Below are 26570 nucleotides of genomic sequence, written 5' to 3' on the forward strand. Positions count from 1 at the left end.
CACCGGGGCGCAGCGATCCCGAAATCGAGGCGCAGCGGCCGGGCGTGCCGCGTGGATCAGACCGCGCGGCGACGACGCATGATCGCGTCGAGGTCCGTCTGCCCGTAGGCATCGTCACCGATCACGCCCATCCCCGCCCACCGGCTCGGCGCAGCGGGCGCCTCCGGCTCGGCAGGAGCGGCAGCGTCCCCGGCACCCGCGGCGCCGGTCGACCGACCGGCGGTCGGTCCCGCAGGAGCATCGGCGGCGGCCCGGAGCCCGAGCCGTTCGGCCAGGCGTCCCTGGTCGTGCGACGACAGCGCCGCGGCGGCCTCCTCCACGTCCGAGCGCATCCGCGACACGCGCGCGAGCGACGGGTCGGACTCGCCGGCGCGGATCGCAGCGGCCTCGGCGTCCGCCTCGGCCTTCGCCTGCGCGACCCGCTCGCGCAGTCGGGCGGCGAGCTCCGCCGACGACTCCGGCGACGGATCGGGCTGCGCCGGCGTCTGCACGTACAGCGGCTTCGGGAGCGGGCCCGGTGTCCAGGTCCGGTCCGCCGGGGTGGGCTCCGGGCGCTCGGTGGGCAGCGGCGGCGCGGGGTCGGTCCAGGTGCTGCCCGGACGGGAGGCCCTGGCCCGCTCCGGCGCGCCGGCGGCGGCCCGGCGGCGACGAGCGGTCGCGACCTGGTGCAGCTGGGCGAGCACGGCGGCGGACCCTCCGGCCGCGACGAAGCCCGCCACCGCGAGGAGCCAGGCACCGGGCGCGACGATGAGGACGACCACGGCGAGCACGAGCCCGAGCGTGCCGAGCGTCGTCGCGCCGAGCCGGGAGCGCCGCATGCGCATCGCGGTCAGCGCGGGCACCGACGAGGCCTGCTCGAGCACGGGCGCCTGGGCGGCGAGACGACGGGTGATCTCCCGCTGCCGCGCAGCCTCGTGGGCGCGGACGATCGCGGCGCGCTTCGCCTCTTCCGAACGGGCGACGCGCTGCGCCTCGGCGAGGGACTTCGCGTTCATCTCGATCCGCACCTCGTCCGGCAGCTCAGCGGTCTGCGCCAGGATCCGGAGCGTCTGCTGCAGCCGGATGGCGTTCCGCTCCGTCGCGAGGTACTGCCGTCGAGCGGCCCAGGCGGGCATCAGGTAGACGACCCAGAGCACCGCCGCCACGAGCAGCACGACGCCGCCGCCCCAGGTCCCGAATCCCATGGGGCAACGGTAGGGGGAGCGCACCGCCCGGACGCCCATTGCCGGGAGCGTGTCGAGCGAGTCGTGACGGATCCACCGAGCGTGCTGCGGGCCTCCGGGCCGGACGGCCGGCGCTGACGTGTCGGGCGGTGGTCAGCCGCGCGGCGACGTGGACAGCGGCACGGCCGCCTCGTCCCAGGCGTCCTGCGGCACCCGGCCGGCACCGTGCGGCACCTGACCGCGCACCCAGCGGTCGAGGACGCCCTCGCGGATCTCCTCGGCGACCAGGCCGAAGCAGAAGTGGTCCCGCCAGTCACCGTTGATGTGGATGTAGCGGCGGCGCAGGCCCTCGTACCGGAACCCGAGCTTCTCGACGACGCGGAGGCTCGGCGCGTTCTCCGGTCGGATGCAGATCTCGAGACGGTGGATGCCGACGGACCGGAAGCAGTGGTCGGTCGCGAGGGCGACCGCGGTCGGGGTCACGTTGTGCCCGGCAGCGTCCTGCACGACCCAGTACCCGATCGACGCGCTCGCGAGCGAGCCGTACGTGATGCCGGACACGTTCAACTGCCCGACGAACCGACCGTCCAGCTCCATCGCGAACGGGAGGCCCAACCCGGCCCGGGCGTTCGCCTGCAGCGCGCGGATGCTCCCCCGCACGTCCGAGGACACCAGACCGGAGGGGTTGGTCGCCTCCCAGGTGCGGAGCCACGAGCGGTTGCCCGCCAGGGCGAGGTCGAGGTCGCGGGAGTCGCGGATCCGGAGGGGGCGGATGGTGACCCGCCCGTGGGTGAGGGTCGGGATGGTCGTCATCGCTTCTGGTTCCTCCGGTGTCCCGCACTCGGCGGGACGGGTGTCCCGCACGGGGCCGGGGTCACCGGGCCCGTGCGGGATGGGTCGACTCATTCGCCCGCGTTGAACTCCTTGAGCCAGGACTTGAGGTCCGGGCCGAGGTCCTCGCGGTCCGAGGCGAGCTGCACGATCGCCTTGATGTAGTCGAGTTTGTCACCGGTGTCGTAACGGCGTCCACGGAAGACGACGCCGTACACGCCTCCTGTCCATTCCTCGGCGCTCGCCATCTTCATGAGGGCGTCGGTGAGCTGGATCTCGCCGCCCTTGCCCGGCTCCTGCTTCTCGAGGACGTCGAACACCTCGGGGCGGATCACGTAGCGGCCGATGATGGCCAGGTTCGAGGGGGCCTCGCCCTGCGCCGGCTTCTCGACCAGGCCGGTGATCTTCACGACGTCGTCGGTGTCGGTCTCCTCGACGGTCGCGATGCCGTAGAGGTGGGTCTGCGACTCCGGGACCTCGAGCAGTGCGACGATCGTCGCGTTCTTCTCGCCCTGGACCTCGATCATGCGCTTGAGCAGCGGGTCGCGGGCGTCGATGATGTCGTCGCCGAGCAGGACGGCGAACGGCTCGCGGCCGACGTGCATCTTGGCGCGGAGCACGGCGTGACCGAGGCCGAGCGGGTCGCCCTGGCGCACGTAGTGCATGTCGGCCAGGTCCGTGGACTGGTTGACCTTCTGCAGCTTCTCGTGGTCGCCCTTCTTCCTGAGGGTCTCCTCGAGCTCCGAGACGTGGTCGAAGTGGTTCTCGAGCGCGTTCTTGTTGCGCCCGGTGATCATCAGGACGTCGGTGAGGCCGGCGTCCACGGCCTCTTCCACGACGTACTGGATGGCCGGTTTGTCGACGACGGGGAGCATCTCCTTCGGCATCGCCTTGGTCGCGGGGAGGAAGCGCGTGCCCAGCCCTGCGGCGGGGATCACGGCCTTCGAAATCTGGAAGCCCATGGAGCGACCGTATCCGAAACCCTTTTCCTGGGCATGTCAACCGATAGGAGGACAGGCAGATCAGCGGGAAGCCGCATCACCCGTGCTCGCTACACTCGTCGCCATGACCGCCGATCTCGGGAACGAGAAGCGCGCCCTGCGAGCCGACCTCCGGCAGCGACGGCGCAGCCGGACCTCGACCGAACGCGACGCCGACTCCCTCGCCCTGACCGCCACGCTGCAGCGGTTCGTCGAGGAACGCCAGATCGCCTCCGTCGCCGTGTACCTGTCCGCGCCGGACGAACCCGACGTGCGGCCGTTCCTGAACTGGGCGTTCGAGCAGGGCATCCGGGTCCTGCTCCCGATCACCCGCGACGACGGTCTGCTCGACTGGGCGGTCGGCGACGGGGCCTCGGAACGCGAGGGCCTGTTCGGGATGCCCGAGGTCGTCGGCGAGGTCCTCTCCCCCCTCGCGATCAACGACGTCGACGCGATCATCACTCCCGCTGCGGCGGTGGGCCACGACGGCGTGCGGATGGGTTGGGGACGCGGCTACTACGACAAGACCCTCGGGTCCATGGCGAACCGGCCGCCCGTCTATGCTGTGGTGTTCGACACGGAGTACCTCGACGAGGTCCCGCGCGAACCCCACGACGAACCCGTCGACGGCATCATCACGCCGTCACGCATCATCACGTTCCGGAGCTGACGTGCCCACCTACTCGTACCGCTGCACCAAGTGCGGCAACGCGTTCGACATCAAGCAGGCCTTCTCCGACGACGCACTCACCGAGTGCCCGGTGTGCGGCGGCGTCCTGCGGAAGGTCTTCTCGCCGGTCGGCGTGACCTTCAACGGTGGTGGCTTCTACCGGACGGACTCGCGCGCGACGCCCTCCGGGTCCGGCTCCGGGTCGTCGTCGTCGGGCTCCGGCTCGTCGTCGTCGGGCTCCGGCTCGTCATCCGGATCGGGGTCGTCCTCCGGCTCCTCGGGATCGTCCGGGTCGTCCTCCGGATCCTCGGGATCGTCCGGCTCCTCGGGATCGTCCGGGTCGTCCGGCTCCTCCGGGTCGGGGTCGTCCGCGTCCTGACCTGCCCCGCGCCTCCTGGATAGGTTGGAGCGGGTCACCGAGCGGTGGCCGTCCACGACAGAAGGGGGCTCGCGTGAAGGGCTTCAGGGAGTTCCTGCTCCGCGGGAACGTCATCGACCTCGCAGTGGCGGTCGTCATCGGCGCCGCGTTCACCGCCATCGTGACGGCGGTCGTGACCGCGTTGATCAACCCGCTCATCGGTGCGGTCTTCAACGCCTCCAGCCTCGACAAGGCCCTGATCGTGTCGTTCCCGACCGTGTCCGGCGGGGACACCGAGCTGCTGTTCGGCAAGGTGATCGGCGCGGTCCTCAACTTCGTGATCGTGGCCGCGGTCGTCTACTTCGCGCTCGTCGTGCCGGTGAACCACCTCAAGAAGGTCGCCTTCGACCGGACGAAGCACAACGCGGAACAGCCGCCCGCCGACGTCCCGCCCACGGACGTCGAGGTGCTCCTCGAGATCCGCGACCTGCTCCGTGCACAGCAGGGCGGAGACTCCGGACCCGGGGCCGGCGGCGGCGGCGCGCACGTCGCACCGTCGGACGCGCCGGAGGGAACGGGGATCGCCGGGACCACCAAGCTCTAGCCGCGGGCGAGGTCCCGCGGACGCGACCGCGCCGAGCCTAGGCGGGGGCGCGCTGCAAGCGGTGCTTGCGGGACATCTCGGCCGCGTACTGCAGCCCGGCCAGGACGTGCCCGACCGTTCCGAGCCAGACGAACACCAGACCCACACTCCGGACCCAGTCGTGGTCGGCGGCCACCGACGTCGACGAGAAGAGCAGCACCGGCAGGCCGACGAACAGCAGCGCGGACCGGATCTTCCCCGTCCAGGTCACGCGGAGGTCCGGGTTGCCGCGGAACCACGCGCTCGAGAGGGCCAGCAGCGCCAGGTCGACGGCCACCACGACCACGACCACGATCCACGGCAGCAGCCCGACGAGCACGAGCGACAGCACGATCGCGACGATCGCCAACCGGTCGGCGATCGGGTCCAGCGCCTTGCCGAGCGCGGATTCCTGGTGCAGTCGGCGGGCGAGGAACCCGTCCGCCCAGTCGCTCACGCCGAGGACCACCAGGGAGGAGAGCGCCCATCCAGGGTGCCCGGCGACGACCAGCCCGACGTAGACCGGGATGAGGGCGAAGCGCACCAGCGTGATGAGGTTCGGCAGCGTCTGCCAGTCGGGCCGGGTCCGCCGGGAGGGCTCCGTCATCACACGCTTCCGTTCGGGGTTCGCAGACTGCCAGCGTACCGGTCAGCCCCAGTGCGGCGGCCGGTCGCCCAGCAACCGGGCGTCGTTCTCCCCGGTCCCGTGCCGCGGAGGCTCCGGCACCGGGGCGGGGTCGCTGCCCGGCGCGGGCTGGGTGGTGACACGCCTGCCGGAGCGGGCCGGCCCTCCCGAGCGGGTGGGTCGGACCGACGGAGCGGCGCTGCCGGGCTGTCCCCCGCCCGCGTGGCCGGGAGGCGCGTCTGCGGACGGCAGCGCGTTCCCCGTCGACGGGGCGGTCACCTCGGGCGTCCAGGCGCCGGTGAGGTGGTCCGTCGTCGGCGTGACCGGCCCCGCAGGCCGCGAGGCCCGGCGGGAAGGCCGGGGCGTCATCGGCGTGCGGGAACCGGGGGGATGGAGATCTCCTGCGTGGCACCGCGGTCGACACCGAGCACCTGCGCGACCGTGTTCGCGACCCGGTCCGGGTCGGAGAACAGCTGGAACGCGTGCACGCGGACGTAGTGCCACCCGAGACGACGGAGCACCTCGGGACGGAGCCGCAGGGACTCGCGGAGCGACCCCTTCACCAGCGACGCGTCGGTCTCGATCGTGACGCAGACCCCGCCGTGCGCGGCGACCAGGCCGAGCTTGCCGCGGTGGCCGAGCGCGACCGGGATGCCGCGCATCTCGAGTCGGCGGGCCAGGTCGACGAGCAGCGGGTCGGAGTCGTCCGGCACGTACTCGGCGGTGGTGCGGGCACGGACCTCGGCCAGGATCTCGGCGAGGGCGACGGTGCCGTGACCCATGCGCTCGGCCTCGATGTCCGACGGCTGGAAGCACGTGACGATGACCATCGAACGACGGGCCCGGGTCATCGCGACGGCGAGCAGCCGCTCCCCGCCGGGCTTGCCGAGTGGACCGAAGTCACGCAGGACGCGGCCGTGCGGGGTGCGGCCGTAGCCGATCGAGAACACGACGCGGTCGCGGCTCTGCGCCACGGACTGCTCCAGCGTGGCGACGATGAACGGCTCGGGCCGGTCACCGATGACGAACTCGGTGAGGTCCTTGTGCCCCTGCGCCGCGGCGAGCACGGCCTGCTCGACCCGGACCGCGTGCTTCGCCGAGGCCGTGATGACCATGAGCGACTCGGTCGGCCGGGTGCGGGCGTGCTCGATGACGTGCCGGACGACGCGGTCCACCTCGGCGTCGACGCTCTCGACCGCTCCGGACTCGGGGTCCGGCACGGCCTTGCCCTCGCTGACGTAGTCGAGCGCGATGGAGCCGTGTCCGAGGAACGACCCGGCCCACGGCAGCGACTCGATGCGGCCGCCGTAGAAGCGACGGTTGACGAGCTCCGCCAGGTCCTCGCCGCCGGCCCGGTACGAGCGGGTGAGCGACAGCGTCGGCAGCAGGGTGGAGAGCTTCGCGAGGGCGGAGTCGGCGTGCAGGGCGTCGAGCGTCTCCTCGTCCACCTGCAGCGCGCGGTGGTCCGGGTCGACGGCGATGCGGAACGGCGACGGCGTCTGCGTCACCGGGTCCCCGAACACGACGGTCTGCCGGGCACGGCGGACGGCCCCGACCGTCTCGGCGATCGTCACGGCACCGGCGTCGACGAGGATCACGGTGTCGAACGGCATCGTGTCGGCGATCTGCGCGACCTCGTAGGGCGAGGCGAGCCAGACCGGCGCGATGGCACGGGACAGGTGCGGGGCGGAGTCGTGGAGCAGGCGCGAGGTGATCGCACCCTCCTTGAGCTGCGTCTTCAGCGCGGAGGACTCCTCCGGCCAGTCGACGAGCCCGACCTTCCAGTTCTCGGCGAGCTGCCACGCCAGGCCCTGGGAGACCCCGGCGGCGTGCGCGTCGTCGACGAGTCGGAAGTCGGCCTCGACCCGGTCGAGCATGTCGGTGTTCGCGCCGAGCAGGGCCCGGTCGGACTCGAGCATGGTCTCGAGCGCGGACTGCCACCAGGCGAGCTCGAGCTCGGCCGGCACCTGCACGTCCGGCACGTGGCGGTTCGCCAGGTCGGTGAGCAGCGGCTCGAGCTGCAGGTCGCGGAGGGTCTGCATGAGTTCGGTGCGCTCCTGCAGGTTGTGCAGGACGTCCGACTCGGCGGCGAGTTCCGCGATGGTCGGCACGAGCTGGTCGATCGGCAGGTTCGCGAGCTGCTGCTCGCGGCTGGTCCGGCCGAGCGGCTCGTCGAGACGGGCCAGGTCCTCGACCACGTTCGAGAACAGCACCTGGACGTCGGCGATGCCGGTGGGGACCTCGGGGTTCACCCCGGCGGCCACGTAGCGCTGCCAGAGCACGCGCTGCTGCTGGACCCGCGTGAGCGCCTCGTGCAGGTCGGACACGTGCACGCCCGGACGGACGTACTCCCGTGCGAGCTTCTTGAGCCGTCGGCGGTTCGTGCTCGACATCGGCGCGCCCTCGCCCCGGGGTGCGGTCGCGGCCACGAGCTCCGACACGGAACGGTCGAACACGATCGGCAGGAAGCGGTCGAGGGTGTCACGGATCTCGGTGAGCAGGCGGAGGTAGATGCCGAGCTCGTTGATCGTCGTGAACTGTCGCATGTGCGTCGACGCGACGAGGTCGTGCGCACGCTGCAGGAGGGCCGGCAGCGCTCCGCCGTCGAGCTCCTGCGCGGTCTTGTGGGCGCGCTGGGCGCCGTCGCTCGAGGTGAACTTCGCGCCGTACCAGGGCGAGTCGTCCGGGCCGTACCGGAACTCGCCGAGGTTCGCCGCGCTGACCATGGTCTCCGCGACACGGGCGCGGCCGGTGACCATCGACACGACGGACTGCTTCGAGAGCCGGGCCGTGGTGGAGGGGGCGACCGGCAGCAGGGACAGACGGGAGAGCTCGACCAGGCAGTCGAGCACGCTGACCCCGAAGTCGGGGTCCGTGCGGGTCAGGGCACCGCGGTAGTCGGTGAGGACCTTGCGGAGCCGGACCAGGGCGTCGTCGACCTCGCGCAGGTTCGGACGGCTGGCCTTCTCGTTCCGGGCGATGGCCCGGACGACGTCGCGGCGCAGCGTGCCCGGTGTGACGGCGACACCGGGCAGGTGCACCTCGCCGAAGCGGGCGGCGATGCCACGCAGGGTGGCGCGGCGGGGGCTGACCACGAGGACGCGCTTGTTCGCGGCGACGAGGCCACCGAGCGCGTTGACGATCGTCTGCGTGCCGCCGGTGCCCGGCAGGGTCTTCACGACGATGGAGTTGCCGGCCGTGATCTGTGCGATCACGTTCTCCTGCTCGTCGTCGGCGTCGAGCAGCAGGGTGTCCGTCTCCGGGCTGCGCTCGTCCGACGGGGTCTGCTCGACCGGGTGGTACGACTGCTCGACCTGCCACTTCGCGCTCGGGTTGCCGGCGAGGGCGTCGAGCACCGGGTGGGCGAGGTCCTTCGTGTCCTCGACGAGCCCGGTCGCGACCTCGGCGAACGTCGAGACGACGAGCCGGGCGTGCACCGAGAAGCCGGGGATGTGCGCGGTCAGCCCGCGGAGCCGGTCGATCACCGGGTTCGGCGTGAACGAGCCGTCCTGCTGCGCGAGCGCGACGAACGACTGGGCGTCGAGGGTGACACCGAACTGCTCGCGGAGCGCGTCGGACAGACCCGGGTTGAGCACGGGCTCGCCGAGCAGTCGGACCTCGAAGTCGCGGCCGTGACGGCGGATCGCCAGCGGTCGGAGCAGCACCGGGCCACGGAAGTGCTCGTCGCCGTGCTGCCAGTCCGCGATGCCGATGCCGAGCTTGACGGCGTCGATCCCGCGGACCGTGGCGAGCTCGGTGCCCTTCGCCTCGACGTGCCCGGCGGCGACGCGGGCTGCCCGCAGCGCGACCTCGTCGCGGATCAGGCTCGAGAGCAGCGTCGTCTTGCCGGTGATGAACTGGGCCAGGCCGCCGGGGTGCGTGGTCGAGAGTTCGATGCGCGCACGGGGGTGGTCGGCGAAGTGCACGAGGGGACTCGTCCCACCGACACCGGCGAGCTGCTCGCGCCAGGCGTCCCACGCGGGCTCGGCGGCGTTGCCCGCGGTCAGGCGGGGGTCGCCCAGGCTGATCGCGTGCGGGCTCGTGACCTGGAGTTCGGGACGCAGCGGGGACTGCTCGTCGGGCAGGTCGTTGCCCTCGACGGGGGCGTCGTCGTTCACGTCGTCCTCATCGTCGGTCGCCCTGTCCACTCTCCACACCCGCCCACTGTAGGCGGAAGCGCCACAGCACTCTGGCAATGAGCCCCCTGTTTCGGGTTTTCGTCCCGCCGGGCCGCACACCGCCCCCTCGCCCGGCCGGAGCCCGGACCCTCGGGTGTGGTACCAACGGTGCATGGCCATCGACGACCGTCCCACTCCGTCCACTCCCGCGCCGTCCCGGCGTCGAACGGTCCCCGCCGAGATCTCGCGCTCGTGGCTCCTCGTCGCCGGCACCGCCGCCGAACGCTTCGACCGGGCCACCCGCTCCCGCGCCGACCAGGTGATCCTCGACATCGAGGACGCCGTCGACCCGGCAGCCAAGCCCTCCGCCCGTGCCACCGTCGCCGCGTGGCTGGCCGGCGGCGGTGAGGCCTGGGTGCGGATCAACGACGTCACGACCGACTTCTGGGCCGACGACGTCGAGGAGCTCCGCGGGCTGCCCGGGCTGCAGGGCGTGATGCTCGCGAAGACCGAGTCGCCGGCGCAGGTGACGGACACGTGGCACCGGCTCGGCGGGCAGACCCCCGTCATCGCGCTGGTGGAGTCGGCGGTCGGCATCGAGGAGTCGGTCTCGATCGCCCGCGCGCAGGGAGCGTTCCGCCTGGCGTTCGGCAGCGGCGACTACCGCCGCGACACCGGCACGAGCGCCGACACCCTCGCGATGGCGTACCCCCGGTCGCGCCTGGTGGTGGCGTCCCGCGTCGGTGACCTGCCCGGTCCGATCGACGGACCGACGGTCGGGTCGTCGCACCCGATCCTCCGCGAGCAGTCCCAGGTCGCCGTGTCGCTCGGCCTGACCGGCAAGCTCTGCCTCGACACCGAGCAGCTGCCCGTCATCAACGAGGTCATCTCGCCGACACCGACCGACGTCGCCTGGGCGCAGGACTTCCTCGACGACTTCGAGGCCCGTGGCCGGGTCATCCGCGACGGATCGGACCTGCCGCGACTCGGACGGGCGCAGAAGATCCAGCGGCTCGCCCAGGCGTTCGGCGTCGAGCCCCGGTAGGAACGGTGCCATGACCTGGTCGAACGTCCCCGGATCCGGACCGCAGCACCACGCGGGGTCCCAGCAGCACAGCGAGGCCGAGCGCATCGCCTGGGAGCAGGGCGCGTCGTCGCTGTTCCCGCCCGGGAAGATCGCCGACCGGGTCTCGACCGTCCTGCTCCTGGCGGCCGGTGCCGTCCTCACCGCGATCGCCGCTGTCACGGGCGTCATCGCCGTCGCCACCACGACGACGTCCTGCGGCGCCGCCGGTGACTGTTCCCCCGGCGGGACCATCGCAGGCGCGGCGATCGCGGTCGGCGGAGCGTTCGTCATCGGGGTCGTCACGCTCGTGTTCGCGATCGGCGCCTGGATCCGGCGACGGACCTCGTGGTGGATCGCCGGGATCGGCTTCGTCCTGACCGTCGCCGTCGTCACCTGGGGGACGGTGCTCTTCGTGCAGGCGCTCGACGAACAGGGCGTCGGCCCGGGGCGTGGGTTCGGCACCGCACAGCTCCCCGTCCCATGAGCACCCCGCCCCCGAGCCCGCGGCTGGACGTCCGCCGACCGGTGCGGCGCATGCTGGGCGGATGAAGCAACGAGTCATCGGAGACACGTCCGTCAGTGCGATCGGTCTCGGCGGCATGCCGATGTCCATCGAGGGGCGACCGGACGAACGGCGCTCCGTCGCCACCGTCCACGCCGCCCTCGAGGCCGGCGTCACCCTCATCGACACCGCGGACGCCTACCACCTGGCCGCGCACGACGAGGTCGGCCACAACGAGGAGCTCATCGCCCGCGCCGTCCGCGAGTACGGCGGGGACACGTCCGAGCTGCTCATCGCCACCAAGGGCGGGCACATGCGGCCGGAACCCGGGGCGTGGGCCCAGAACGGCGACCCGGCGTACCTCAAGGAGGCGGCGAAGGCGTCCGCGAAGCGCCTGGGCGTCGAGGCGATCGGCCTCTACCAGTTCCACCGCCCGGACCCGGCCGTCCCGTACGCGGACTCGGTCGGTGCGCTCGCCGAGCTGCTCGACGAGGGCGTCATCCGGATGGCCGGCATCTCGAACGCGACGGTCGACCAGATCCGGCAGGCGAACGAGGTCCTCGGGGGTCGGCTCGCATCCGTGCAGAACCGCTTCTCCCCCGTGTTCCGCTCGAGCGAGCCGGAACTCGAGCTCTGTGACGAGCTCGGCATCGCGTTCCTGCCGTGGAGCCCGCTCGGCGGCATCGCCGGCGCGGCCGACCTCGGCACCACGGCCGAGGACTTCGCCGTCCTCGCCCAGGAGCGGGACGTCACCCCGCAGGTCATCGCGCTCGCCTGGGAACTCGCGAAGAGCGACGTCGTCATCCCGATCCCGGGAGCGTCCCGTCCGCAGTCGATCCTCGACTCGGTGACGGCCGCGACGGTGAAGCTCCGTCCGGAGGAGGTCGAGCGTCTCGACGCCTCGCGGCCCGAACAGGCGGCCTAGGCCTCGCACGCTGCGGCGAGCCGACCGGCTCGCGCACCACGGGCCTCCCGTCCGGATGACGGGAGGCCCGTGGTGCGTCCATCAGTCGACGGCGCCGCTCAGGACGCGCAGGTCGAGTCGAAGTCCGTCCCGGCGGTCTGGACCGCCTTGGCCGAGTCCTGGAACGCGCCGAGGTCAGCCGACTGCGGGTCCTTCGTGATCGCCTCGAGCCGCGTCACCATGTCGCCGTAGGCGCTCTGGAAGGCCTCGGCCTTGCCTTTCACCTCGGTGTTGCTGACCGCGTCGACACCGGCGTCGATGTCCGCGTCGAGCTCCTTGAGCTTGGCGACCGCGGCGTCGGGGTCGGACTGCAGCTTCGTGGCCTCGGACTGCAGCCCCTCGGCAGCGGAGCGCACCTTGCTCTCGAACGCGGCACACGCGTCGGCCTTGGACTGCGAGCCCGACTGCTCCTCCGCGGCCTTCGTCGGTGCGCTCGAGGACCCGCTCGTGGCGCCCTGGCCCTGGGTTCCCTCGGCCGTCGTGCTGCCGCCCGAGGAGCAACCGGCGAGCAGGACCGCGGCGAGTGCGGCGGTCGCGAGGACGGAGACGTGCTTCGTGGACATGGGATCCCCCCTGGTTCGTGACGCGTCCCCGGATCGGTGACCCGTTCCGGCCCGACAGTACTGATCGATCGCTCAGGGAGTCCGGTCCCGCGTGACGGACGGCCTCGACCACGCGTCGGGCCCCGGCCGGCTCGGCCCCGATGCTCGCCGGCCGGACGGACGCGTACGGTCGAGGCCATGCGTGCCATCACCATCTCCCAGCCCGGCGACGTGGACGTCATGTCCCTCGGCGAGCTCCCCGACCCGGTCCCGGGCGACGGCGAGGTCCTCATCGAGGTCGCGGCCGCCGGCGTCAACAACGCGGACCTGCAGCAACGGCAGGGGAACTACCCGCCGCCGCCGGGCGCGTCCGACGTCCTCGGGCTCGAGGTCTCCGGCACGGTCCGCTCGCTCGGTGCCGGGGTGACCGGGTGGTCCGTCGGCGACCGCGTGTGTGCGCTGCTCAGCGGTGGCGGCTACGCGTCCCTCGCGGTGGTGCCGGCCGCGCAGCTCCTGCCGGTGCCGGACGACCTGGACCTGGTGGCCGCGGCCGGGCTCCCCGAAGCCGCGTGCACGGTCTACTCGAACGTCGGGATGCTCGCCGGACTCCGGCCGGGGCAGACGCTCCTCGTGCACGGTGGCACCGGCGGGATGGGGTCGCACGCGGTGCTCTGGGCGAAGGCCCTCGGCGCCCGGGTGGTCGCGACGAGCGGCGGCGCGCGGAAGGTCGCTGCCTCCCGCGAGCTCGGCGCGGACCTGGTCGTCGACCACCGCGAGGAGGACTTCGTCGAGCGTGCCCTGGCCTTCACGGACGGTGTCGGTGTGGACGTGGTCCTCGACGTGGTCGGCCCGTCGTACCTGCACCGGAACCTCGAGGTCCTCGCACCGAACGGACACCTCGCGATCATCGCCGCCGGGTCCGGGCCGGACGCGACCCTGCCGATCGGGCAGCTCATGCGGAAGCGCGCCTCGGTCAGCGGGACGACGCTCCGGGCACGGCCGGCGTCCGAGAAGGCCGAGATCGTCGCAGCCGTGCGGCGGGAGGTGTGGCCGTTCGTGGAGGACGGGCGTGTGCGTCCGGTCGTGGACGCCGTGTTCCCCCTCGCCGACGCGGCCGAGGCCCACCGGCGCCTGGCGTCGGGGGACGTCGTCGGCAAGCTGCTGCTCGCCCTGTAGCGCTGGCGGCGGCCGCGCCACCGCCGGTCGTGTCCGGCCCGCGCGCTACGCGTGCACCCGCGCCAGGAACGCGCGGAGCGCCGGGTGCTGCGGGTCGTCGAGGAGCGCTGCGGGAGCGCCCTGCTCGACGACCTCGCCCTCGTGCAGGAACACGATCCGGTCGGCGACGTTCCGCGCGAAGCGCATCTCGTGCGTCGTCATGAGGATCGTGGAGCCCTGCTCCTTGAGCTCGGTGACGAGGTCGAGGACCTCGCCGACGAGCTGCGGGTCGAGTGCACTCGTCACCTCGTCGAGCAGGAGCAGTTCCGGGTCGGACGCGATGGCCCGGACGATCGCGACGCGCTGCTGCTGTCCGCCCGACAACCGGTCCGGGAACGCACCGGCGAAGTCGCCGAGGCCGATCCGGTCGAGCAGGCGACGAGCGGTCGCCTCGGCATCCGTCCGGGAGGCGCGGTGCACCTTCCGGGAGGCCAGGGTCACGTTGTCGAGGACGCTCATGTGCGGGAACAGGTTGAACTGCTGGAAGACGACGCCGATGCGTGCGCGGGTGGCGTCGACGTCGACGCGCGGGTCCGACACGTCCTCGCCCTGGAGGAGGACCTGCCCGTCGTCGATGCCCTCGAGCAGGTTGACGGTCTTGAGGAGCGTCGACTTGCCCGAGCCGGACGCGCCGATGACGCAGATGACCTCGTGGCGGTGCACGGTCAGGTCGATCCCACGGAGGACCGGCCGGTCCCCGAAGGTCTTCCGCAGGCCGCGCAGCTCGAGGACGGGGGCGGTCGACCCGGTCACACCGCGCCTCCGATCTGTTCACGCTGCTGCTGCTTCCGCGCGATCGCATCGGTGATCCGGATGAGCGGCAGACTGATGACGACGAACAGGAGCCCGGCCACCAGGTAGGGCGTGAAGTTCGTCTGCTCCGCCTGCGCGATCTGCGCGCTGCGGACCGCGTCGACGGCACCGAGGATCGAGACCAGCCCGACGTCCTTCTGCATCGACACGAAGTCGTTCATCAGCGCCGGTGTGACCTTGCGGATCGCCTGCGGCAGCACGACCGACCGCAGTGTCTGCGCGTGGGACAGGCCGAGCGACCGGGCGGCCAGGCGCTGCGACGGGTGGACCGCCTCCATACCGGCGCGGAGCACCTCGGCGACGTACGACGAGTACGTCAGCACGATCGCGATCGTGCCCCAGAACTCCGGGGCCAGCCGCGGGAACACCCCGAGCCCGGGCAGGCCGAAGCCGACCAGGTACAGCACGATGATGAGCGGCAGGCCACGGAACAGGTCGGTGTACGCGGTGGCGAGCATCCGCAGCGGGAAGAACACCGGGCTCCGCAGGCCGCGGACGACCGCGAGCAGGGTGCCGAGCACGGCGACCCCGACACTGGCGAAGAACAGGATCCGGACGTTCAACCAGAGCCCGAGCAGGATGTCGGGCAGGGTCTCCCAGGCGACCTGCGGGTCGAAGAACGACTGCTGGACGGCCGCCCAACCGGGCGTGTTCACGACGCCGATCCAGACGAGTGCGACGACGACGAGCGTGGAGACGACGGAGACCGTGGCGGATCGACGGCCGCGCTGCCGACGGTACAGCTGCCGTTCGCGCTCGACCTGGCTCACCGCCGGTGCGACCACCGGGGTGCCGGCGCCTGCGGGCAGGGTCATGCCCGCGTCACTTCAGGACCGGGGCGTTCGTCTCGGCCGACAGCCACTTCGTCTGCAGGTCCTGGAGGGTGCCGTCGTCCTCGAGGGTCTCGAGGGCGTCGTCCACCTTGCTGGTGAGCTCCGAGTCCTTCGGCAGCACGATGCCGAACTGGTCGCCCTCGCCGTCGGCGGGGAACTGGGCGGACACGGTGCCGTCGTCGACCTGGGACGCAGCGATGAAGAACGCGGTCGGCAGGTCGGTGACGATCGCGTCGATCTGCCCGGACTGCAGGGCCAGGACGGCGTCGTCGTTCGAGTTGAACACCTGCGGGGTGACACCGAGGACGTCCTTGACGCTCTGGATGCTCGTCGAGCCGGCGGCGACCCCGATGGTGTCCTGCTCGAGCGCCGCGATCGTGGTGTGGTCGGCGGCGGGCGATCCCTCGGCCGTCACGACCGCCTGGGTGGTCGTGTAGTAGGGCGTGGACATGTCGACGGCCTTCTTGCGCTTGGCGTCGATCGAGAACTGCTGGAGGTTGAGGTCCCAGTCCTTCGCACCCGGGGCGATGGCGCTGTCGAACGTGCTGCGCTTCCAGACGACGTCGTCCTCGTCGTACCCCATCTCCTCGGCGACGGCGTACGCGACCGCTGCCTCGAACCCCTTGCCGGACTCGGGGTCGTCGTCCTCGACCCAGGGCGAGTACGCGGGCTGTCCGGTGGCGATGGTGAGCTTCCCGTCCGTGACGGTGCCCTCCGCGTTGCCCCCGCCGCCGGCCGAGCAGCCGGCGAGTGCGGTCACGGCCACGAGGGACGCGGCGAGAGCGGTGGTCAGGCGGAGGGGACGGGTCACGATCGGGCCTTCGTCAGGGGGAACAGGGCAGCTCGAAGTGTACTTCGCCGTGGGATACCAGCGCGAAGCGGATGACCCCTCGCTACTCGGAGGACTCCAGCATCGTGAAGTCGTCGAACGAGAAGCCCGGCGACACCAGGCAGCTGAGGAGCACCTCGCCGTCGCCCGGGATCGTCCGCTGCCACACGCCCCCGCGGACGAACGCCTGCGCGTCGTTCACCCGGTCCCGTCCGGCGTCCGGTCCGAGGGTGATCCGCGCGCCGGGCTCCGGCTGGTCCCCCGACCCGCCGAGTTCGAGCTCGACCGTGTCCGGTCCGTGCCACATCCAGATCTCGTCGCTCGTGACCCGGTGCCAGGCGGAGGCCTCGCCCGGGGGCAGGAGGAAGTGGATCAGCGTCGCCGCGGGTCGCTCCCCCGCGGTGGTCTGCACGGTGGCGGGCGAGGTCCAGGTCCGGACGTACCAGCCACCCTCGGGGTGCGGCTCCATGCCGAGCGCCCGGGCCCGCTGCGGGACGTCGAGCCACTCGACCACGTCTCCGGAGACGGTGCGGCGGGCGACCATGCCGGGGCGGGGTGCGGTGTCGGTCATCGGGACTCCTTGCTGGTGACGGCGGGTGCTGGGGACGACGCGGGGGTCGGGATCGAGGGGGCGGCGTCGGCGGTCCGGACGACACCGCGGATGACGGTCGCGGCAGCGCGGCCGGCCCCGTCCTCGACGAGTTCGGCGAGCGCGTCGGGGACGGTCCGGGCGTCGACGTCGAACACGGCGAGGTCGGCCCGGGCTCCGACGGCGAGGTGCCCGACCCGGTCCGGTCCGACCGCCAGGCCCATCGCGTGTGCCCCACCGAGGGTCACCGCGGCGAGCAGACGCTCGTGCAGGTCCCGCCCGGAGTAGCCCTGGGCCCGGGCGATGGCGTGCAGCGCGGTGACGTCGGCCATCGGGTCGAGGGACGGCGAGGACGACAGGGAGTCCGTGCCGATGGCGATCGGGCTTCCCTCGCGCAGGTAGTCGGCGACCGGAGGCGGGTCGAGCCCGATGACCGCGTTCGACCGGGGACAGAGCGCCACCGCGGTGCCCCGGGCCCGGAGCAGTGCCCGGTCCGCCGCGGTCATGTAGACGCCGTGCGCGATGTGGCAGTCCGGCCCGAGGACGCCGAGTCGGTCGACGAACGACGTCGCGCTCGCGCCGAACCCGAGCGCGCGCATCGCCCGGAAGGACGGCACGTTCGCCAGGTGCCAGTCCGAGCCGTGCCCGACGCCGACGACGCCGTCGAGTCCGGGGATCGGCTCGATCGCGTTGCGCTCCCCCTCGAACGCGGCCTCGCCGAGGTGCAGGTGCAGGCGGAGTCCGCGCTGCCGCACGATGTCGGGCAGTTCGAGGAGCGGTGCGACGTCCAGCGAGTACGGCGCGTGCGGGGAGAGCCCGGCTCCGGGGGTGGTCGGGACGTGTTCGAGTTCGGCGAGGACCTGGTCGCGCCCGTGCTCCTGCCAGGCGGCGTTCTCCCAGTCCATCACCTCCCAGTAGGCGATGCCACCGAGGCCCGCTCCCTCGAGTGCGGTCACCGCTTCGAGGTCGGTGACGACGTCGGCGATGCTCGTCACCCCGGCGGCGACGGATTGCTCGGCGCCGACCGCGGCCTCGGCGCGCCAGTCGTGCGGCTCGGCGTAGACGTCGTTGAACGCGGACGCCCAGTCCTCGAACCCGTCGTACTGACGGCGACCGACACTGGCCATGCCGGTGTACTGCAGATGCGTGTGCGCGTTGACGAGCCCCGGCAGCAGGGCGCCACGCCACCGTCGTTCGGTGAACGGTGTGCCGTCGAGCTGGTCCACCACCCACGAGCGTTCGCCGACGTGCAGGATGCGCCCGTCGCGCACCGCCACGGCCCCGTCGGCGATGGGCGGCGCGGTCATCGGCACGACGATCCGCGCGGAGTGCACCGTGGTCTGCGCCGACGGCTCCGGCCGACCGGTCACGACGGGTCCCCGAAGCGTCGGGTGCGGACGTCCGGCTCGCGGTCGGCGGGTTGCGCGGCGAGCGCGTCGCCCGTCGCGCCGTCCGTTCCGCCCCCGCCGCCGGGAGGCCCGCCCCGCGCCCCGGACACGGCGAGCGCCACACGGGCGGTCACCTCGTCCACCTCGGGGTCGATCGGCACGACGGCACGGTCCAACTCGTCACCCCGCTCGACGAGCATCCGCACGGCACCGAGTTGCACCGCGAACGACAGGTCCATGATCTCGATCGGGTTGCCCTCCGCCGCGGTGATGTTGATGCACCGGCCGCCGTCCAGCAGCAGCACGCCCTGGCCCCCCGGCACCGCGAGCCGCTCGACCTTCCGTCCGACCCTCGTGCGGACCGCCCCCGCTGCCACGGCTGCGTCCACCGCGACCTCCTGGTCGACGCCGCCGGCCACCGCGACGACCGCTCCGGGAGCGCAGGCGCGGAGCACGTCCACGCTGACGGTGTCGGCCACACCGGTCGCGCTCATCACCAGGTCGGTGGTCCGGACCGCCTCGACGAGCGGGGCGACGGCGTACCCGGCGAACAGGGCCTGCAGCGCCCGTACGGGGTCGGTGTCCGCGACGGTGACCCGGAAGCCGAGTGCGCGGAGGACCAGGGCGACCCCCTCGCCGACGTGACCGAACCCGGCGACGACGGCCGAGCCTCCTCCCAGGTCGGGCCGGACGTCGTCGTCGAGCGCGTCCACCAGGTCGAGCGTCGCGAACACCGTGGACTGTCCGGTGCCGTACCGGTTGTCGAAGAACGTCTTCGTGCGGGCGTCGTTCACCGCGACGACCGGGATCCCGAGCTGCCCACGTGACGCCATGACCCGGAGTGGACGGAGGCCGCTCGTGGTCTCCTCGGCCGCTCCGAGCATGGTCGGCAGCAGGTCGGGACGGTCCTGGTGCACGAGCCGGATGACGTGCGAGCCGTCGTCGACCAGGACGTGGGGCCGGGTGTCGAGCATCGCCAGTGCCAGCGCGCGCTGCTCCGCCACCGTCGCGGTGCTGCTCGCGTGCACGGGGACGCCGGCACGGCGGAGGACCTCGGCGACGGCGTCGTCGGTCTCGTCCGCGTGGGCGTAGACGACGACGTCGGCGCCGGCGTCCTGCAGCAGGAGCGAGAGCACCGCGGTCTTCGGCTCGAGGAACAGGCTGACGCCGATGCGGGTGCCGCGGAGCAGGCCGCCCTGCCGGAGCTCGTCGGCGACCGCGCGGGAGACCGGCATCGAGCGGCGCGCCCAGCGCAGGCGGGCACCCGCTGCGGGGTCGTCCTCGGGTTCGCGCCCGGTGGAGACGAGGAACACGTCGTCGGAGAGCGTCGGCACGCCGAGGACCCCAGGTCGGGCGAGCGTCGTCGGTCCGAAGGCGTCCTCGTCGACGGCCGGGACGTGGCGGCCGACATCGACCACGAGCAGCAGGGCGCCGCGGGGCCGGTCGGCGCTGGCGGCTTCGACGGCGGCGGTGCTCTGCTCGGGCGTGCCGAGACACCAGAGCTGGTCGACGGCCGCGTCGTCGCCGCTGTCAGCGGGACGGGCACCGAGCCCGGTGAGCAGGTCGTGCAGCACGATGACGTCCCGCGGATCGCCGCCGACGATGCGGAAGCGCCGGGCGGCGATGAGCATGTTCGTCACGCGGGCGGTGTGTCGCACCGCTGCCCCGGCCCAGGCGCGGGTCGTCGGATCGGCTCGCGGCATGGGGCCATCGTAGAGCGACGGCGGTCCCCGTCCGGCCCTGCCCGTCCCGCCGGTGAGGTCAGAGCGCGTGCGGCGGCGGCGTCCGGTGCCAGACCTGCTCGGCACCTTCCGAGGGCGCACTCCACGGCCCGGCGGGCGCGTGCCAGGAGCCGAGCGCGGCCGACCCCTGCTGCGCCGCGACGCGTCGCGCCTGCCGCCGGTAGTGCAGGAGCACGCCGACGAGGACGGCCACGCCGATGACCGACACGACGGCGAGCCCGGCGATGTACAGCGACGTCACGATGCCGGCCAGCGAGGACGGCACGTACCCGTTCTGCGCCGCCGAGAACGGCGTCCCGGTGAGCACGAACGCCAGCAGGGTCGAGATCGTCGAGTTCGAGTCCCACAGCCCGTGCAGCACCGACACGACGACGTAGGCGGCCAGCACCTGCCACGTCCACCGGAACCGCGGGCGTCCGTGCGCCACCCCGAAGAGCACGGCTCCGAGGATCGCCGTCCAGAGCACGTGGCCGACCGGGGAGAGCACGGCGCGGGCCACCTCGGTCTGCAGCAGCGACGCCAGGTCGATGCCGCGGGTGGTGATCGCCGCGTTGAAGGCGTACCCGGCGGACTCGAACGCCGAGAAGCCGGCGCCGACCGTCGCGCCGAGCAGTGCCCCCTGCCGGGCCGTCTTGGGCCGGACCCGCCACCCGACGACGACGAGCAGCACGCCCTTGACGAGCTCCTCCGCGAACCCGACGAGCAGGTACAGGGTCGCCCCGGGCCGCAGGTCGGACTCGAGGAGCGACGCCCCGAGCACGCCGAGAATCCCGCCGACGAAGAACGCCGTGACGAGCTGCAGGGTGCTCACGGTCCCGGTGACCCGTTCGATGACGAACAGGACCACGGTGAAGGGCACGAGGAAGCTGCCGAGCAGGATGATGGTCGGCACCAGGTTGGTGTTCTGCGTCGCGACGGTGACGATGATCGTGACGACCCACAGCAGGAACCCGCTGAGCAGGGTCTTCCACCACCAGCCGTGCCGATGGTGGGGGTGGGTGCCGACGTGCGCGGTCTCGAGCGTCATGCGCCTCATCGTGCTCCGCGGTGCGTCGGCGGGGTCACCGGGAATACGGAAGACGCGGTCTGCGTAGTCCTGCACATGACTGACGAGACGTTCGACAAGGTGACCGTGTTCGGCGCGGACTGGTGCCGCGACTGCCGCCGCTCGAAGGCGCTGCTGGACCGTCTGGGCGTGGACTACGAGTACGTCGACGTCGAGGCCGACCTGTCCGCGGCGGACCGCGCCGAGGCGATCAGCGGTCGGAAGAACATCCCGGTCGTGGTGCTGCCGAACGGCAGGCACTTCGTCGAGCCGTCCGACGCCGAGCTGCAGTCCGAGCTGGAGGCGTCCGGCGCCCGCTGACCGTTCCTGGGAACGCACTGAGCCGAGGGAGTGTTGTCTCGGGCGTCGGCCCTGAGCGCGGCGAACCGCCGCAGCCTCGGACCGGCCGCAGAACAAGGAGAACACCGTGCTCGGTCTCATCATCAGCCTGATCATCATCGGCCTCATCGCCGGTGCCCTCGCCCGACTGATCATCCCCGGCAAGCAGCACATGTCGATCCTCATGACGATCGTCCTCGGCATCGTCGGGTCGTTCGTCGGTGGTCTGCTGGGCTTCCTGATCTTCCAGCACGACCCGTCGGACGGCTTCTTCCAGCCGGCCGGCATCATCGGGTCGATCATCGGCTCGGTCATCGTGCTGTTCCTCTACACCCGCTTCGCGGGCAAGGGTGCCAACCGTCGCTGACGGCGCACGCAGCGCTGACGCGCTGACCACACGACGCGAGGCCCGGTACCAGCTGGTACCGGGCCTCGCGTCCGTCGTGGGGCCGGTCGTGACCACGGAGTCCTCGGACCGCATCGGGCACCGTCACCCGATGTCCGGAACGCGCGCAGGCACGGAGCGTACGGTCCACGACATGACAGACGAGAACGACATCCGTCGCCCGGAGCAGGACGCAGCTCGACTCGGTCTCGTCGTGGTCGGTGAGGCTGCGGCCCTGCAGTCCGGCGACGAGGCCGCCATGGACGCGAGCGAGGCGAACATCCGCGACGCCGTCGACGAACTGGTCGACGTGCCGCTCACCCCGCGTCAGGAGGAGGTCGTCGAACGGCTCGCGCAGGCCGGTGGCACCCTCACGGCCGGACTCAGCGGAGCGCTCGCCGCCCGCACCGGCAGCAGTGTCGACGACGTGCTCGAGGGCGCGGCCCGCAGCATCCTCTGGCAGGAGCGCCTGGCGGACGACCGCGAGGACGCCGGCCGACAGGACGCCGGACACCCCGACGTCGACCCCGACGGACGCGGCGACCGCGACCCCGCCTGACCCATCGACGCGACGGACGGGAGGCTCCCCACCGGTCCGGTGGGGAGCCTCCCGTCCGTGGTCGGCCGCTCCGACGCCGGTCAGGCGGTTGCGCGCCACCAGTCGTCGAACGGCGACGCCGGGACCTGACGCTTGTGCTCCGTCGAGCGGTACCGGGCTTCGATCGCCTCGGCGACCTCGACCGGGACGTCGTGCCCCTGCAGGTAGGCGTCGAGCTCCGCGTAGGTGAGGCCGAGGTTCGCCTCGTCCGTCTGCCCCGGCAGGTCGTCGAGCAGGTCCGCGGTCGGGGCCTTCTCGTACAGGCGGGCCGGTGCCCCGAGGTGCTCGAGCAGCTGCCGGCCCTGGCTCTTCGTCAGACCGGTCAGCGGAGTGAGGTCGACTCCACCGTCGCCGTACTTCGTGAAGAAGCCCGTGACCGCCTCGGCCGCGTGGTCCGTCCCGATGACCAGGAGCCCGCGCTGCCCGGCGACCGCGTACTGCGCCACCATCCGCATGCGGGCCTTGACGTTGCCCTTGACGAAGTCACTCAGCGCCACGCCGGCCTCCGCGGTGTCCTGCACCACGCCGTCCACCCCGTGCTCGATGTTCACGACGATGCCCGGGTCGGCCGCGATGAACTGCAGGGCGAGCTGCGCGTCGTCCTCGTCGGCCTGCACGCGGTACGGCATCCGGACCGTGACGAACTCGACGGCGTGCCCCTCGGCCCGGAGCGACTCGACCGCGAGCTGCGTCAGCCGGCCGGCCAGGGTGGAGTCCTGCCCGCCGCTGACGGCGAGGACGTAGCCGTTCGCGCCCGTGGTCAGCAGGTAGTCGCGCAGGAAGCCCACGCGCCGCGAGACCTCCTGCTCGGGGTCGATGGTGGGCTGGACGTTGAGGTCCGCGGCGATGGCGGCTTGGAGTTCTCGCACTCCCCCAGTATCCGCCCGAGCCGCGCCGGACGCACGGGGTCCGCGCGCCGTGCTCGCTAGAGTGGCGCGCACACCGCTCGGGAGGCCGCACCCGCACCGGTGATGACGGAGGTGTGCTGTGACGGACGGGCACCGTGCCGGCCTCCTCGCGATCGCGGTGACCTCGCTGCTCTGGGGCACCACCGGGACGGCCGCGACCTTCGCTCCGGACGTCGGCCCGCTCGCCGTCGGCGCCGCGGCGCTCGGCATCGGCGGACTCCTGCAGGCCGTCGTCGGCGCGCGGTCCCTCCAAGCGAGCGCCCCGTTGCTCCGGCCGCGTCGGATGCTGGTCCTCGTCGGTGCGCTCGCCGTCGCGGTGTACCCGCTGGCGTTCTACACCGCCATGCACACCGCCGGGGTGGCCGTCGGGTCGGTGGTGTCGCTGGCGTCAGCGCCCCTGGCGTCCGGTGTCCTGGAGCGGGCGCTCGACCGGCACCCCCTCAGTCGTTGGTGGGTGCTGGCCGCGGTGCTCGGCGTCCTCGGGAGCGTGCTGCTCTGCCTGTCGAGCGTGACCGGCTCGCCCGCTCCCGAGGGCCCGCACGGCGCGGACGGGACCGCCGGCGCTCCCGGGTCGACGACCGTCGGCGTCGCTCTCGGTCTCGTGGCCGGAGCCTCGTACGCGGTCTACTCCTGGGCCTCCCGGCGCCTCATGGTGGACGGCGTCCCACGAGCGGCCGCGATGGGCGCGGTCTTCGGCGGTGGTGGCCTGCTCCTCGTGCCGGTGCTCGCCGTCACCGGGGCACCGCTGATCGCGTCCGCGCAGAACGCCGCGGTGGGGGCCTACATGGCGCTCGTGCCCATGTTCCTCGGCTACCTGCTGTTCGGGTACGGCTTGTCACGGGTCCCGGCGAGCACGGCCACGACCGTCACCCTGACCGAGCCGGCCGTCGCGACCGTGCTGGCGGTGCTGGTCGTCGGCGAGCGACTCACCGCGGTGGGGTGGGCAGGCCTCGGGGTGATCGCGCTCGTGCTCGTCGTCCTCGCGGTGGCGCCGACGAACACGACGGCCGGAGGTCCCCCGGACCGGCGACCGCGGTGACACAGCCGCTACCGCGACCACCGTGGTGCCCCTGGAGGGACTCGAACCCCCAACCCTTTCCTGAGGACGGAACCGGGCGGACCACCGTGGTGCCCCTGGAGGGACTCGAACCCCCAACCCTTTCCTTAGGACGGAACTGCTCTTCCATTGAGCTACAGAGGCCGGCCCGTCCACTCTAGCGGGAGCCGGGACGCGCTGGACGGGAGGTCCGGGGCGCGCACCCCGGGCCTCCCGTCCGGCGGCTGCCGCGACCGTCCCCGGTCGCGACCGTCGCCGTCTACGCGGCGACCAGGTACTCGTCCCAGTCCGGCTGCGGCCGCTCGATGCCGCGCACGACCCAGGCCGAACCGTGCGGGGCCTTCGGCGGGAAGCGCAGCGTCCACCCCATCTCACGCGGGGTGCGGTCACCCTTGACGTTGTTGCAGGCCAGGCAGCAGGCGACGAGGTTCTCCCACGAGTCGCGGCCGCCGCGGGACTTCGGCTGCACGTGGTCGATCGTCGTGGCGTGCCGGCCGCAGTAGGCGCACCGGTTGGCGTCCCGGCGGAGCACACCGCGCCGGGACACCGGGATCAGCCGGGACTGCGGGATGCGCACGTACCGGGTCAGGATGATGACGGACGGACGGTCGTAGCTGACGGCTGCGCCCGTGACCGGGTGCAGGGTGTCGGCGGCGACGACGGAGGCCTTCTGGTTCATGACGAGGACCAGGGCTCGACGGAACGAGATCACCGCGAGGGGCTCGTAACCGGCGTTGAGGACGAGAGTGCGCATGGGTTCCCTTCCGACGTGCCTGGACGGCTTCCAGGCGGTGCGGGCACCGGTTCGGTCGGCGTCGAGCGGGGTGGTCACGGCCTCCGGCACCGGGATGGCACCGGCCGGCGCTGCCCCACCGCGGTGGGGAGGGCCGGAAACACGAAGAGCACCACCCGTCAGGGCAGTGCTCTGGTCAGTCGCGTGCGGGTCGAGGCCCGCAGGCTGTGGTCGTCCGTATGTCGACGTGCGCGCGCCGACCCATGGTGCGGGTCGTGCGTGACGTCGACATGTGGTCTCCCGTTCGGGTCGAGTCGAACCGATGCATGGAGGCTAACCCAGAAACCGGCCCCGCACGAGGGGTGCGGGGCCGGTTCGGACGGTGTTCACATGGTCGACGGCAGGACGTCGGACACGGTGCTCCGGGGAGGTCAGATCCCGAAGCGCACGATGTGGTAGTCGGTCGTCCAGATCGGACGGATCGAGATCGCGCCACCGGGCTTCGGGGCGTCCATGATCATGCCGTTGCCCATGTAGAAGCCGTCGTGGGCCTCGTTGTCGAAGATGACCACGTCGCCGGGCTGCGCCTCGGACTCGGCGATCGTCGTGCCGGCCTGGTCCTGCAGCGGGACCGAGTGCGCCAGGCTGATGCCGTACTGCGCGTACACGTACATGACGTAGCCGGAGCAGTCGAAGCCGGCCGGGGTGGCGCCGCCGAAGACGTAGGGCGTCCCGATGTACTGCTTCGCGGTGGCGACCACGGCGGGCAGCGAGAACGGGGTGCCGGCGGCGGGGGCGGCAGCGGCCGGCGCGGCCGAGGTGGTGGTCGCGGCCGCGTCCGTGGTGGTGGAGGTCGTCGTCGAGTCGGCGAGGTAGTCCTTCGCCGTCTTGCCGTCGTAGGCGAACTCGGCGGCCTTCGCGGCGCGGGCGGCCTCGACCTCCTTCGCGTGCTCGGCCTGCTTCTCGGCGGCGAGCGTCGCGGTCGAGGTGGCGCCGAAGCCGTCGCGCGAGGTGTCGGCGGTGCCCGCGGCGGCGAAGACGTCGAACTCCTGCGTCTGGACCGGGGCTGCGGCGCGGGCGTCGGCCGCGGTCGTCGGCTGGGTGCTCGCGAAGGCGGCGGGGACGGCCATCGTGCCGAACATGCCGGCGGCGACCGCGAGCACGACGGGCGCCATGAACTTCCGCTTGCGCGAGGAGGTCGTCGGCGCTGCTGCCGAGCGGGTGGCGGCGGTGCGGGTGACACCGAGGGCGCTGCCGGTGCGGGCCGCCGCCGGGCGGGCCGCGGTCGTGCGGGCGGGGGTGGACGCCGTGCGGGCGAGCGGTCGGCGCGTGGCACGCTCGGCTGCTTCGCGTACTGCCCTGCGGGTCAGGGGAGCTGCGGTGGCGTCACCAGAGGTCGTCGGGTTCGCGGTCGTCGAGTCGTCCGCGGCGGTACCGGTGTGGGTCAAGTGGGTCTCCGGCGTCTCATCGACACGCACCCGGTGGTCGACCGAGCGTGTGCAACCCCATCCGTTCGTCATCGTTTCCGATACAGGCAGGAGACGGGTCGTGAGACGTCCTGCCACGGGTCCCCGCGATCGCTGCTCCCGGGGACTCGTCGAGTGTACGGGCGCTCGGTCACGCTGTCGAGATGAAACCGTGATCTGGTAACGAAC

At 72.5% G+C, this 26570-nt stretch carries 27 protein-coding genes, 1 tRNA gene and 1 pseudogene; 12 read left to right on the forward strand and 17 right to left on the reverse strand.

Annotated features, from left to right (window positions below; translation table 11 throughout):
• Positions 1 to 56: 56 nt before the first annotated feature.
• The 3 genes from DEI83_RS00125 to galU form a co-directional block, all read right to left on the reverse strand.
• Positions 57 to 1184 carry a hypothetical protein gene (locus DEI83_RS00125; protein WP_111079815.1) on the reverse strand — a complete coding sequence of 376 codons (1128 nt, stop codon included), beginning with the start codon at positions 1182 to 1184 and terminating at the stop codon, positions 57 to 59.
• Positions 1185 to 1316: 132 nt separating this feature from the next.
• Positions 1317 to 1976: a GNAT family N-acetyltransferase gene (locus DEI83_RS00130; protein WP_111079816.1), complete on the reverse strand. Its 660-nt coding sequence runs from the start codon at positions 1974 to 1976 to the stop codon at positions 1317 to 1319.
• A gap of 89 nt (positions 1977 to 2065) precedes the next feature.
• Positions 2066 to 2956 carry a UTP--glucose-1-phosphate uridylyltransferase GalU gene (gene galU, locus DEI83_RS00135; protein ID WP_111077980.1) on the reverse strand — a complete coding sequence of 297 codons (891 nt, stop codon included), beginning with the start codon at positions 2954 to 2956 and terminating at the stop codon, positions 2066 to 2068.
• 103 nt (positions 2957 to 3059) lie between these two features.
• Between galU and DEI83_RS00140 the strand changes: the two genes are divergently transcribed.
• From DEI83_RS00140 to mscL, 4 genes and pseudogenes are all read left to right on the forward strand, one after another.
• Complete coding sequence (locus DEI83_RS00140) at positions 3060 to 3644, forward strand: 5-formyltetrahydrofolate cyclo-ligase (RefSeq protein WP_111080103.1); 585 nt, start codon at positions 3060 to 3062, stop codon at positions 3642 to 3644.
• Between the two features lies 1 nt (position 3645).
• Positions 3646 to 3738 (forward strand): annotated as a pseudogene (locus tag DEI83_RS16300) (FmdB family zinc ribbon protein); the annotation flags it as partial.
• A complete protein-coding gene (locus tag DEI83_RS00145; protein ID WP_309146579.1) occupies positions 3738 to 4046 on the forward strand; it encodes a hypothetical protein in 309 nt (102 codons plus the stop codon). The pseudogene DEI83_RS16300 and the gene DEI83_RS00145, both read left to right, overlap by 1 nt.
• A 50-nt stretch (positions 4047 to 4096) precedes the next feature.
• On the forward strand, positions 4097 to 4606 hold the full coding sequence (gene mscL / locus DEI83_RS00150; RefSeq protein WP_111079818.1) for a large conductance mechanosensitive channel protein MscL: 510 nt from the start codon (positions 4097 to 4099) through the stop codon (positions 4604 to 4606).
• A gap of 37 nt (positions 4607 to 4643) precedes the next feature.
• On the opposite strand, the gene DEI83_RS00155 is transcribed toward mscL, so the two are convergent.
• Both DEI83_RS00155 and DEI83_RS00160 read right to left on the reverse strand, forming a co-directional pair.
• On the reverse strand, positions 4644 to 5231 hold the full coding sequence (locus DEI83_RS00155; protein ID WP_111079819.1) for a CDP-alcohol phosphatidyltransferase family protein: 588 nt from the start codon (positions 5229 to 5231) through the stop codon (positions 4644 to 4646).
• Positions 5232 to 5614: 383 nt separating this feature from the next.
• Positions 5615 to 9367: an AAA family ATPase gene (locus tag DEI83_RS00160; protein ID WP_258370981.1), complete on the reverse strand. Its 3753-nt coding sequence runs from the start codon at positions 9365 to 9367 to the stop codon at positions 5615 to 5617.
• 172 nt (positions 9368 to 9539) lie between these two features.
• On the opposite strand from DEI83_RS00160, the gene DEI83_RS00165 reads away from it, so the two are divergent.
• The 3 genes from DEI83_RS00165 to DEI83_RS00175 all read left to right on the forward strand — a co-directional run bounded on the left by DEI83_RS00165 (position 9540) and on the right by DEI83_RS00175 (position 11860).
• Positions 9540 to 10412, forward strand: coding sequence for a CoA ester lyase (locus DEI83_RS00165; RefSeq protein ID WP_111079821.1), 873 nt, complete (start codon positions 9540 to 9542; stop codon positions 10410 to 10412).
• A gap of 10 nt (positions 10413 to 10422) precedes the next feature.
• The gene (locus DEI83_RS00170; RefSeq protein WP_111079822.1) at positions 10423 to 10917 is read left to right on the forward strand and encodes a DUF6264 family protein; all 495 of its coding nucleotides are present in this window, start codon (positions 10423 to 10425) and stop codon (positions 10915 to 10917) included.
• A gap of 61 nt (positions 10918 to 10978) precedes the next feature.
• Positions 10979 to 11860, forward strand: coding sequence for an aldo/keto reductase (locus DEI83_RS00175; protein ID WP_111079823.1), 882 nt, complete (start codon positions 10979 to 10981; stop codon positions 11858 to 11860).
• Positions 11861 to 11958: 98 nt separating this feature from the next.
• On the opposite strand, the gene DEI83_RS00180 is transcribed toward DEI83_RS00175, so the two are convergent.
• The gene (locus DEI83_RS00180) at positions 11959 to 12462 is read right to left on the reverse strand and encodes a hypothetical protein (protein ID WP_111079824.1); all 504 of its coding nucleotides are present in this window, start codon (positions 12460 to 12462) and stop codon (positions 11959 to 11961) included.
• Between the two features lie 177 nt (positions 12463 to 12639).
• Here DEI83_RS00180 and DEI83_RS00185 point away from each other — a divergent pair, with 177 nt between their 5' ends.
• Positions 12640 to 13617 carry an NAD(P)H-quinone oxidoreductase gene (locus tag DEI83_RS00185; protein ID WP_111079825.1) on the forward strand — a complete coding sequence of 326 codons (978 nt, stop codon included), beginning with the start codon at positions 12640 to 12642 and terminating at the stop codon, positions 13615 to 13617.
• A 45-nt stretch (positions 13618 to 13662) separates the two neighbouring features.
• On the opposite strand, the gene DEI83_RS00190 is transcribed toward DEI83_RS00185, so the two are convergent.
• The 7 genes from DEI83_RS00190 to DEI83_RS00220 all read right to left on the reverse strand — a co-directional run bounded on the left by DEI83_RS00190 (position 13663) and on the right by DEI83_RS00220 (position 20877).
• Positions 13663 to 14409 (reverse strand): amino acid ABC transporter ATP-binding protein, encoded by a 747-nt coding sequence (locus tag DEI83_RS00190; protein WP_111079826.1) that lies wholly within the window; start codon positions 14407 to 14409, stop codon positions 13663 to 13665.
• Positions 14406 to 15284 (reverse strand): amino acid ABC transporter permease, encoded by an 879-nt coding sequence (locus tag DEI83_RS00195; RefSeq protein ID WP_111079827.1) that lies wholly within the window; start codon positions 15282 to 15284, stop codon positions 14406 to 14408. Before DEI83_RS00195 ends, DEI83_RS00190 begins: the two co-directional genes overlap by 4 nt.
• Before the next feature lie 7 nt (positions 15285 to 15291).
• Positions 15292 to 16113, reverse strand: a complete 822-nt coding sequence (locus tag DEI83_RS00200) for an ABC transporter substrate-binding protein (RefSeq protein WP_111079828.1) — start codon at positions 16111 to 16113, stop codon at positions 15292 to 15294.
• An 82-nt stretch (positions 16114 to 16195) separates the two neighbouring features.
• The gene (locus DEI83_RS00205) at positions 16196 to 16702 is read right to left on the reverse strand and encodes a cupin domain-containing protein (protein WP_258370982.1); all 507 of its coding nucleotides are present in this window, start codon (positions 16700 to 16702) and stop codon (positions 16196 to 16198) included.
• On the reverse strand, positions 16699 to 18027 hold the full coding sequence (locus DEI83_RS00210; RefSeq protein ID WP_111080105.1) for an amidohydrolase family protein: 1329 nt from the start codon (positions 18025 to 18027) through the stop codon (positions 16699 to 16701). The genes DEI83_RS00205 and DEI83_RS00210 overlap by 4 nt, the downstream gene beginning before the upstream one ends.
• A 59-nt stretch (positions 18028 to 18086) precedes the next feature.
• Complete coding sequence (locus DEI83_RS00215) at positions 18087 to 19811, reverse strand: adenosylhomocysteinase (RefSeq protein WP_111079829.1); 1725 nt, start codon at positions 19809 to 19811, stop codon at positions 18087 to 18089.
• Positions 19812 to 19869: 58 nt separating this feature from the next.
• Positions 19870 to 20877, reverse strand: coding sequence for a PrsW family intramembrane metalloprotease (locus DEI83_RS00220; protein ID WP_258370983.1), 1008 nt, complete (start codon positions 20875 to 20877; stop codon positions 19870 to 19872).
• A 75-nt stretch (positions 20878 to 20952) separates the two neighbouring features.
• Between DEI83_RS00220 and DEI83_RS00225 the strand changes: the two genes are divergently transcribed.
• The 3 genes from DEI83_RS00225 (at position 20953) to DEI83_RS00235 (ending at position 22178) form a co-directional block, all read left to right on the forward strand.
• Positions 20953 to 21216, forward strand: a complete 264-nt coding sequence (locus tag DEI83_RS00225) for a glutaredoxin family protein (RefSeq protein ID WP_111079830.1) — start codon at positions 20953 to 20955, stop codon at positions 21214 to 21216.
• A 106-nt stretch (positions 21217 to 21322) separates the two neighbouring features.
• Positions 21323 to 21601, forward strand: coding sequence for a GlsB/YeaQ/YmgE family stress response membrane protein (locus tag DEI83_RS00230; protein WP_111079831.1), 279 nt, complete (start codon positions 21323 to 21325; stop codon positions 21599 to 21601).
• A gap of 172 nt (positions 21602 to 21773) precedes the next feature.
• Positions 21774 to 22178: a hypothetical protein gene (locus tag DEI83_RS00235; protein WP_146241636.1), complete on the forward strand. Its 405-nt coding sequence runs from the start codon at positions 21774 to 21776 to the stop codon at positions 22176 to 22178.
• An 80-nt stretch (positions 22179 to 22258) separates the two neighbouring features.
• Here the strand turns inward: DEI83_RS00235 and nadE are convergent, their stop codons facing one another.
• Positions 22259 to 23086: an ammonia-dependent NAD(+) synthetase gene (gene nadE, locus DEI83_RS00240; RefSeq protein ID WP_111079833.1), complete on the reverse strand. Its 828-nt coding sequence runs from the start codon at positions 23084 to 23086 to the stop codon at positions 22259 to 22261.
• A 118-nt stretch (positions 23087 to 23204) separates the two neighbouring features.
• Here nadE and DEI83_RS00245 point away from each other — a divergent pair, with 118 nt between their 5' ends.
• Positions 23205 to 24164 (forward strand): DMT family transporter, encoded by a 960-nt coding sequence (locus tag DEI83_RS00245; protein WP_111079834.1) that lies wholly within the window; start codon positions 23205 to 23207, stop codon positions 24162 to 24164.
• 87 nt (positions 24165 to 24251) lie between these two features.
• Here the strand turns inward: DEI83_RS00245 and DEI83_RS00250 are convergent.
• The 3 genes from DEI83_RS00250 to DEI83_RS16305 all read right to left on the reverse strand — a co-directional run bounded on the left by DEI83_RS00250 (position 24252) and on the right by DEI83_RS16305 (position 26363).
• Positions 24252 to 24326 (reverse strand) — tRNA-Arg (locus DEI83_RS00250).
• Positions 24327 to 24441: 115 nt separating this feature from the next.
• Positions 24442 to 24936 carry an HNH endonuclease gene (locus DEI83_RS00255; protein ID WP_111080107.1) on the reverse strand — a complete coding sequence of 165 codons (495 nt, stop codon included), beginning with the start codon at positions 24934 to 24936 and terminating at the stop codon, positions 24442 to 24444.
• Positions 24937 to 25346: 410 nt separating this feature from the next.
• Positions 25347 to 26363, reverse strand: a complete 1017-nt coding sequence (locus DEI83_RS16305; RefSeq protein ID WP_181431010.1) for a C40 family peptidase — start codon at positions 26361 to 26363, stop codon at positions 25347 to 25349.
• Positions 26364 to 26570: the final 207 nt, after the last annotated feature.

Source organism: Curtobacterium sp. MCBD17_021 (genome assembly GCF_003234525.1).
Classification (GTDB): Bacteria; Actinomycetota; Actinomycetes; order Actinomycetales; family Microbacteriaceae; genus Curtobacterium.

Excerpts from the sequence above, each read along its gene's own strand:
- DEI83_RS00125 (WP_111079815.1), bottom strand. The coding sequence starts at position 1,184 with ATGGGATTCGGGACCTGGGGCGGCGGCGTCGTGCTGCTCGTGGCGGCG.
- DEI83_RS00130 (WP_111079816.1), bottom strand. The coding sequence starts at position 1,976 with ATGACGACCATCCCGACCCTCACCCACGGGCGGGTCACCATCCGCCCC.
- galU (WP_111077980.1), bottom strand. The coding sequence starts at position 2,956 with ATGGGCTTCCAGATTTCGAAGGCCGTGATCCCCGCCGCAGGGCTGGGC.
- DEI83_RS00140 (WP_111080103.1), top strand. The coding sequence starts at position 3,060 with ATGACCGCCGATCTCGGGAACGAGAAGCGCGCCCTGCGAGCCGACCTC.
- DEI83_RS00155 (WP_111079819.1), bottom strand. The coding sequence starts at position 5,231 with ATGACGGAGCCCTCCCGGCGGACCCGGCCCGACTGGCAGACGCTGCCG.
- DEI83_RS00165 (WP_111079821.1), top strand. The coding sequence starts at position 9,540 with ATGGCCATCGACGACCGTCCCACTCCGTCCACTCCCGCGCCGTCCCGG.
- DEI83_RS00170 (WP_111079822.1), top strand. The coding sequence starts at position 10,423 with ATGACCTGGTCGAACGTCCCCGGATCCGGACCGCAGCACCACGCGGGG.
- DEI83_RS00175 (WP_111079823.1), top strand. The coding sequence starts at position 10,979 with ATGAAGCAACGAGTCATCGGAGACACGTCCGTCAGTGCGATCGGTCTC.
- DEI83_RS00180 (WP_111079824.1), bottom strand. The coding sequence starts at position 12,462 with ATGTCCACGAAGCACGTCTCCGTCCTCGCGACCGCCGCACTCGCCGCG.
- DEI83_RS00185 (WP_111079825.1), top strand. The coding sequence starts at position 12,640 with ATGCGTGCCATCACCATCTCCCAGCCCGGCGACGTGGACGTCATGTCC.
- DEI83_RS00195 (WP_111079827.1), bottom strand. The coding sequence starts at position 15,284 with ATGACCCTGCCCGCAGGCGCCGGCACCCCGGTGGTCGCACCGGCGGTG.
- DEI83_RS00205 (WP_258370982.1), bottom strand. The coding sequence starts at position 16,702 with ATGACCGACACCGCACCCCGCCCCGGCATGGTCGCCCGCCGCACCGTC.
- DEI83_RS00210 (WP_111080105.1), bottom strand. The coding sequence starts at position 18,027 with ATGACCGCGCCGCCCATCGCCGACGGGGCCGTGGCGGTGCGCGACGGG.
- DEI83_RS00215 (WP_111079829.1), bottom strand. The coding sequence starts at position 19,811 with ATGCCGCGAGCCGATCCGACGACCCGCGCCTGGGCCGGGGCAGCGGTG.
- DEI83_RS00220 (WP_258370983.1), bottom strand. The coding sequence starts at position 20,877 with ATGACGCTCGAGACCGCGCACGTCGGCACCCACCCCCACCATCGGCAC.
- DEI83_RS00225 (WP_111079830.1), top strand. The coding sequence starts at position 20,953 with ATGACTGACGAGACGTTCGACAAGGTGACCGTGTTCGGCGCGGACTGG.
- DEI83_RS00235 (WP_146241636.1), top strand. The coding sequence starts at position 21,774 with ATGACAGACGAGAACGACATCCGTCGCCCGGAGCAGGACGCAGCTCGA.
- DEI83_RS00255 (WP_111080107.1), bottom strand. The coding sequence starts at position 24,936 with ATGCGCACTCTCGTCCTCAACGCCGGTTACGAGCCCCTCGCGGTGATC.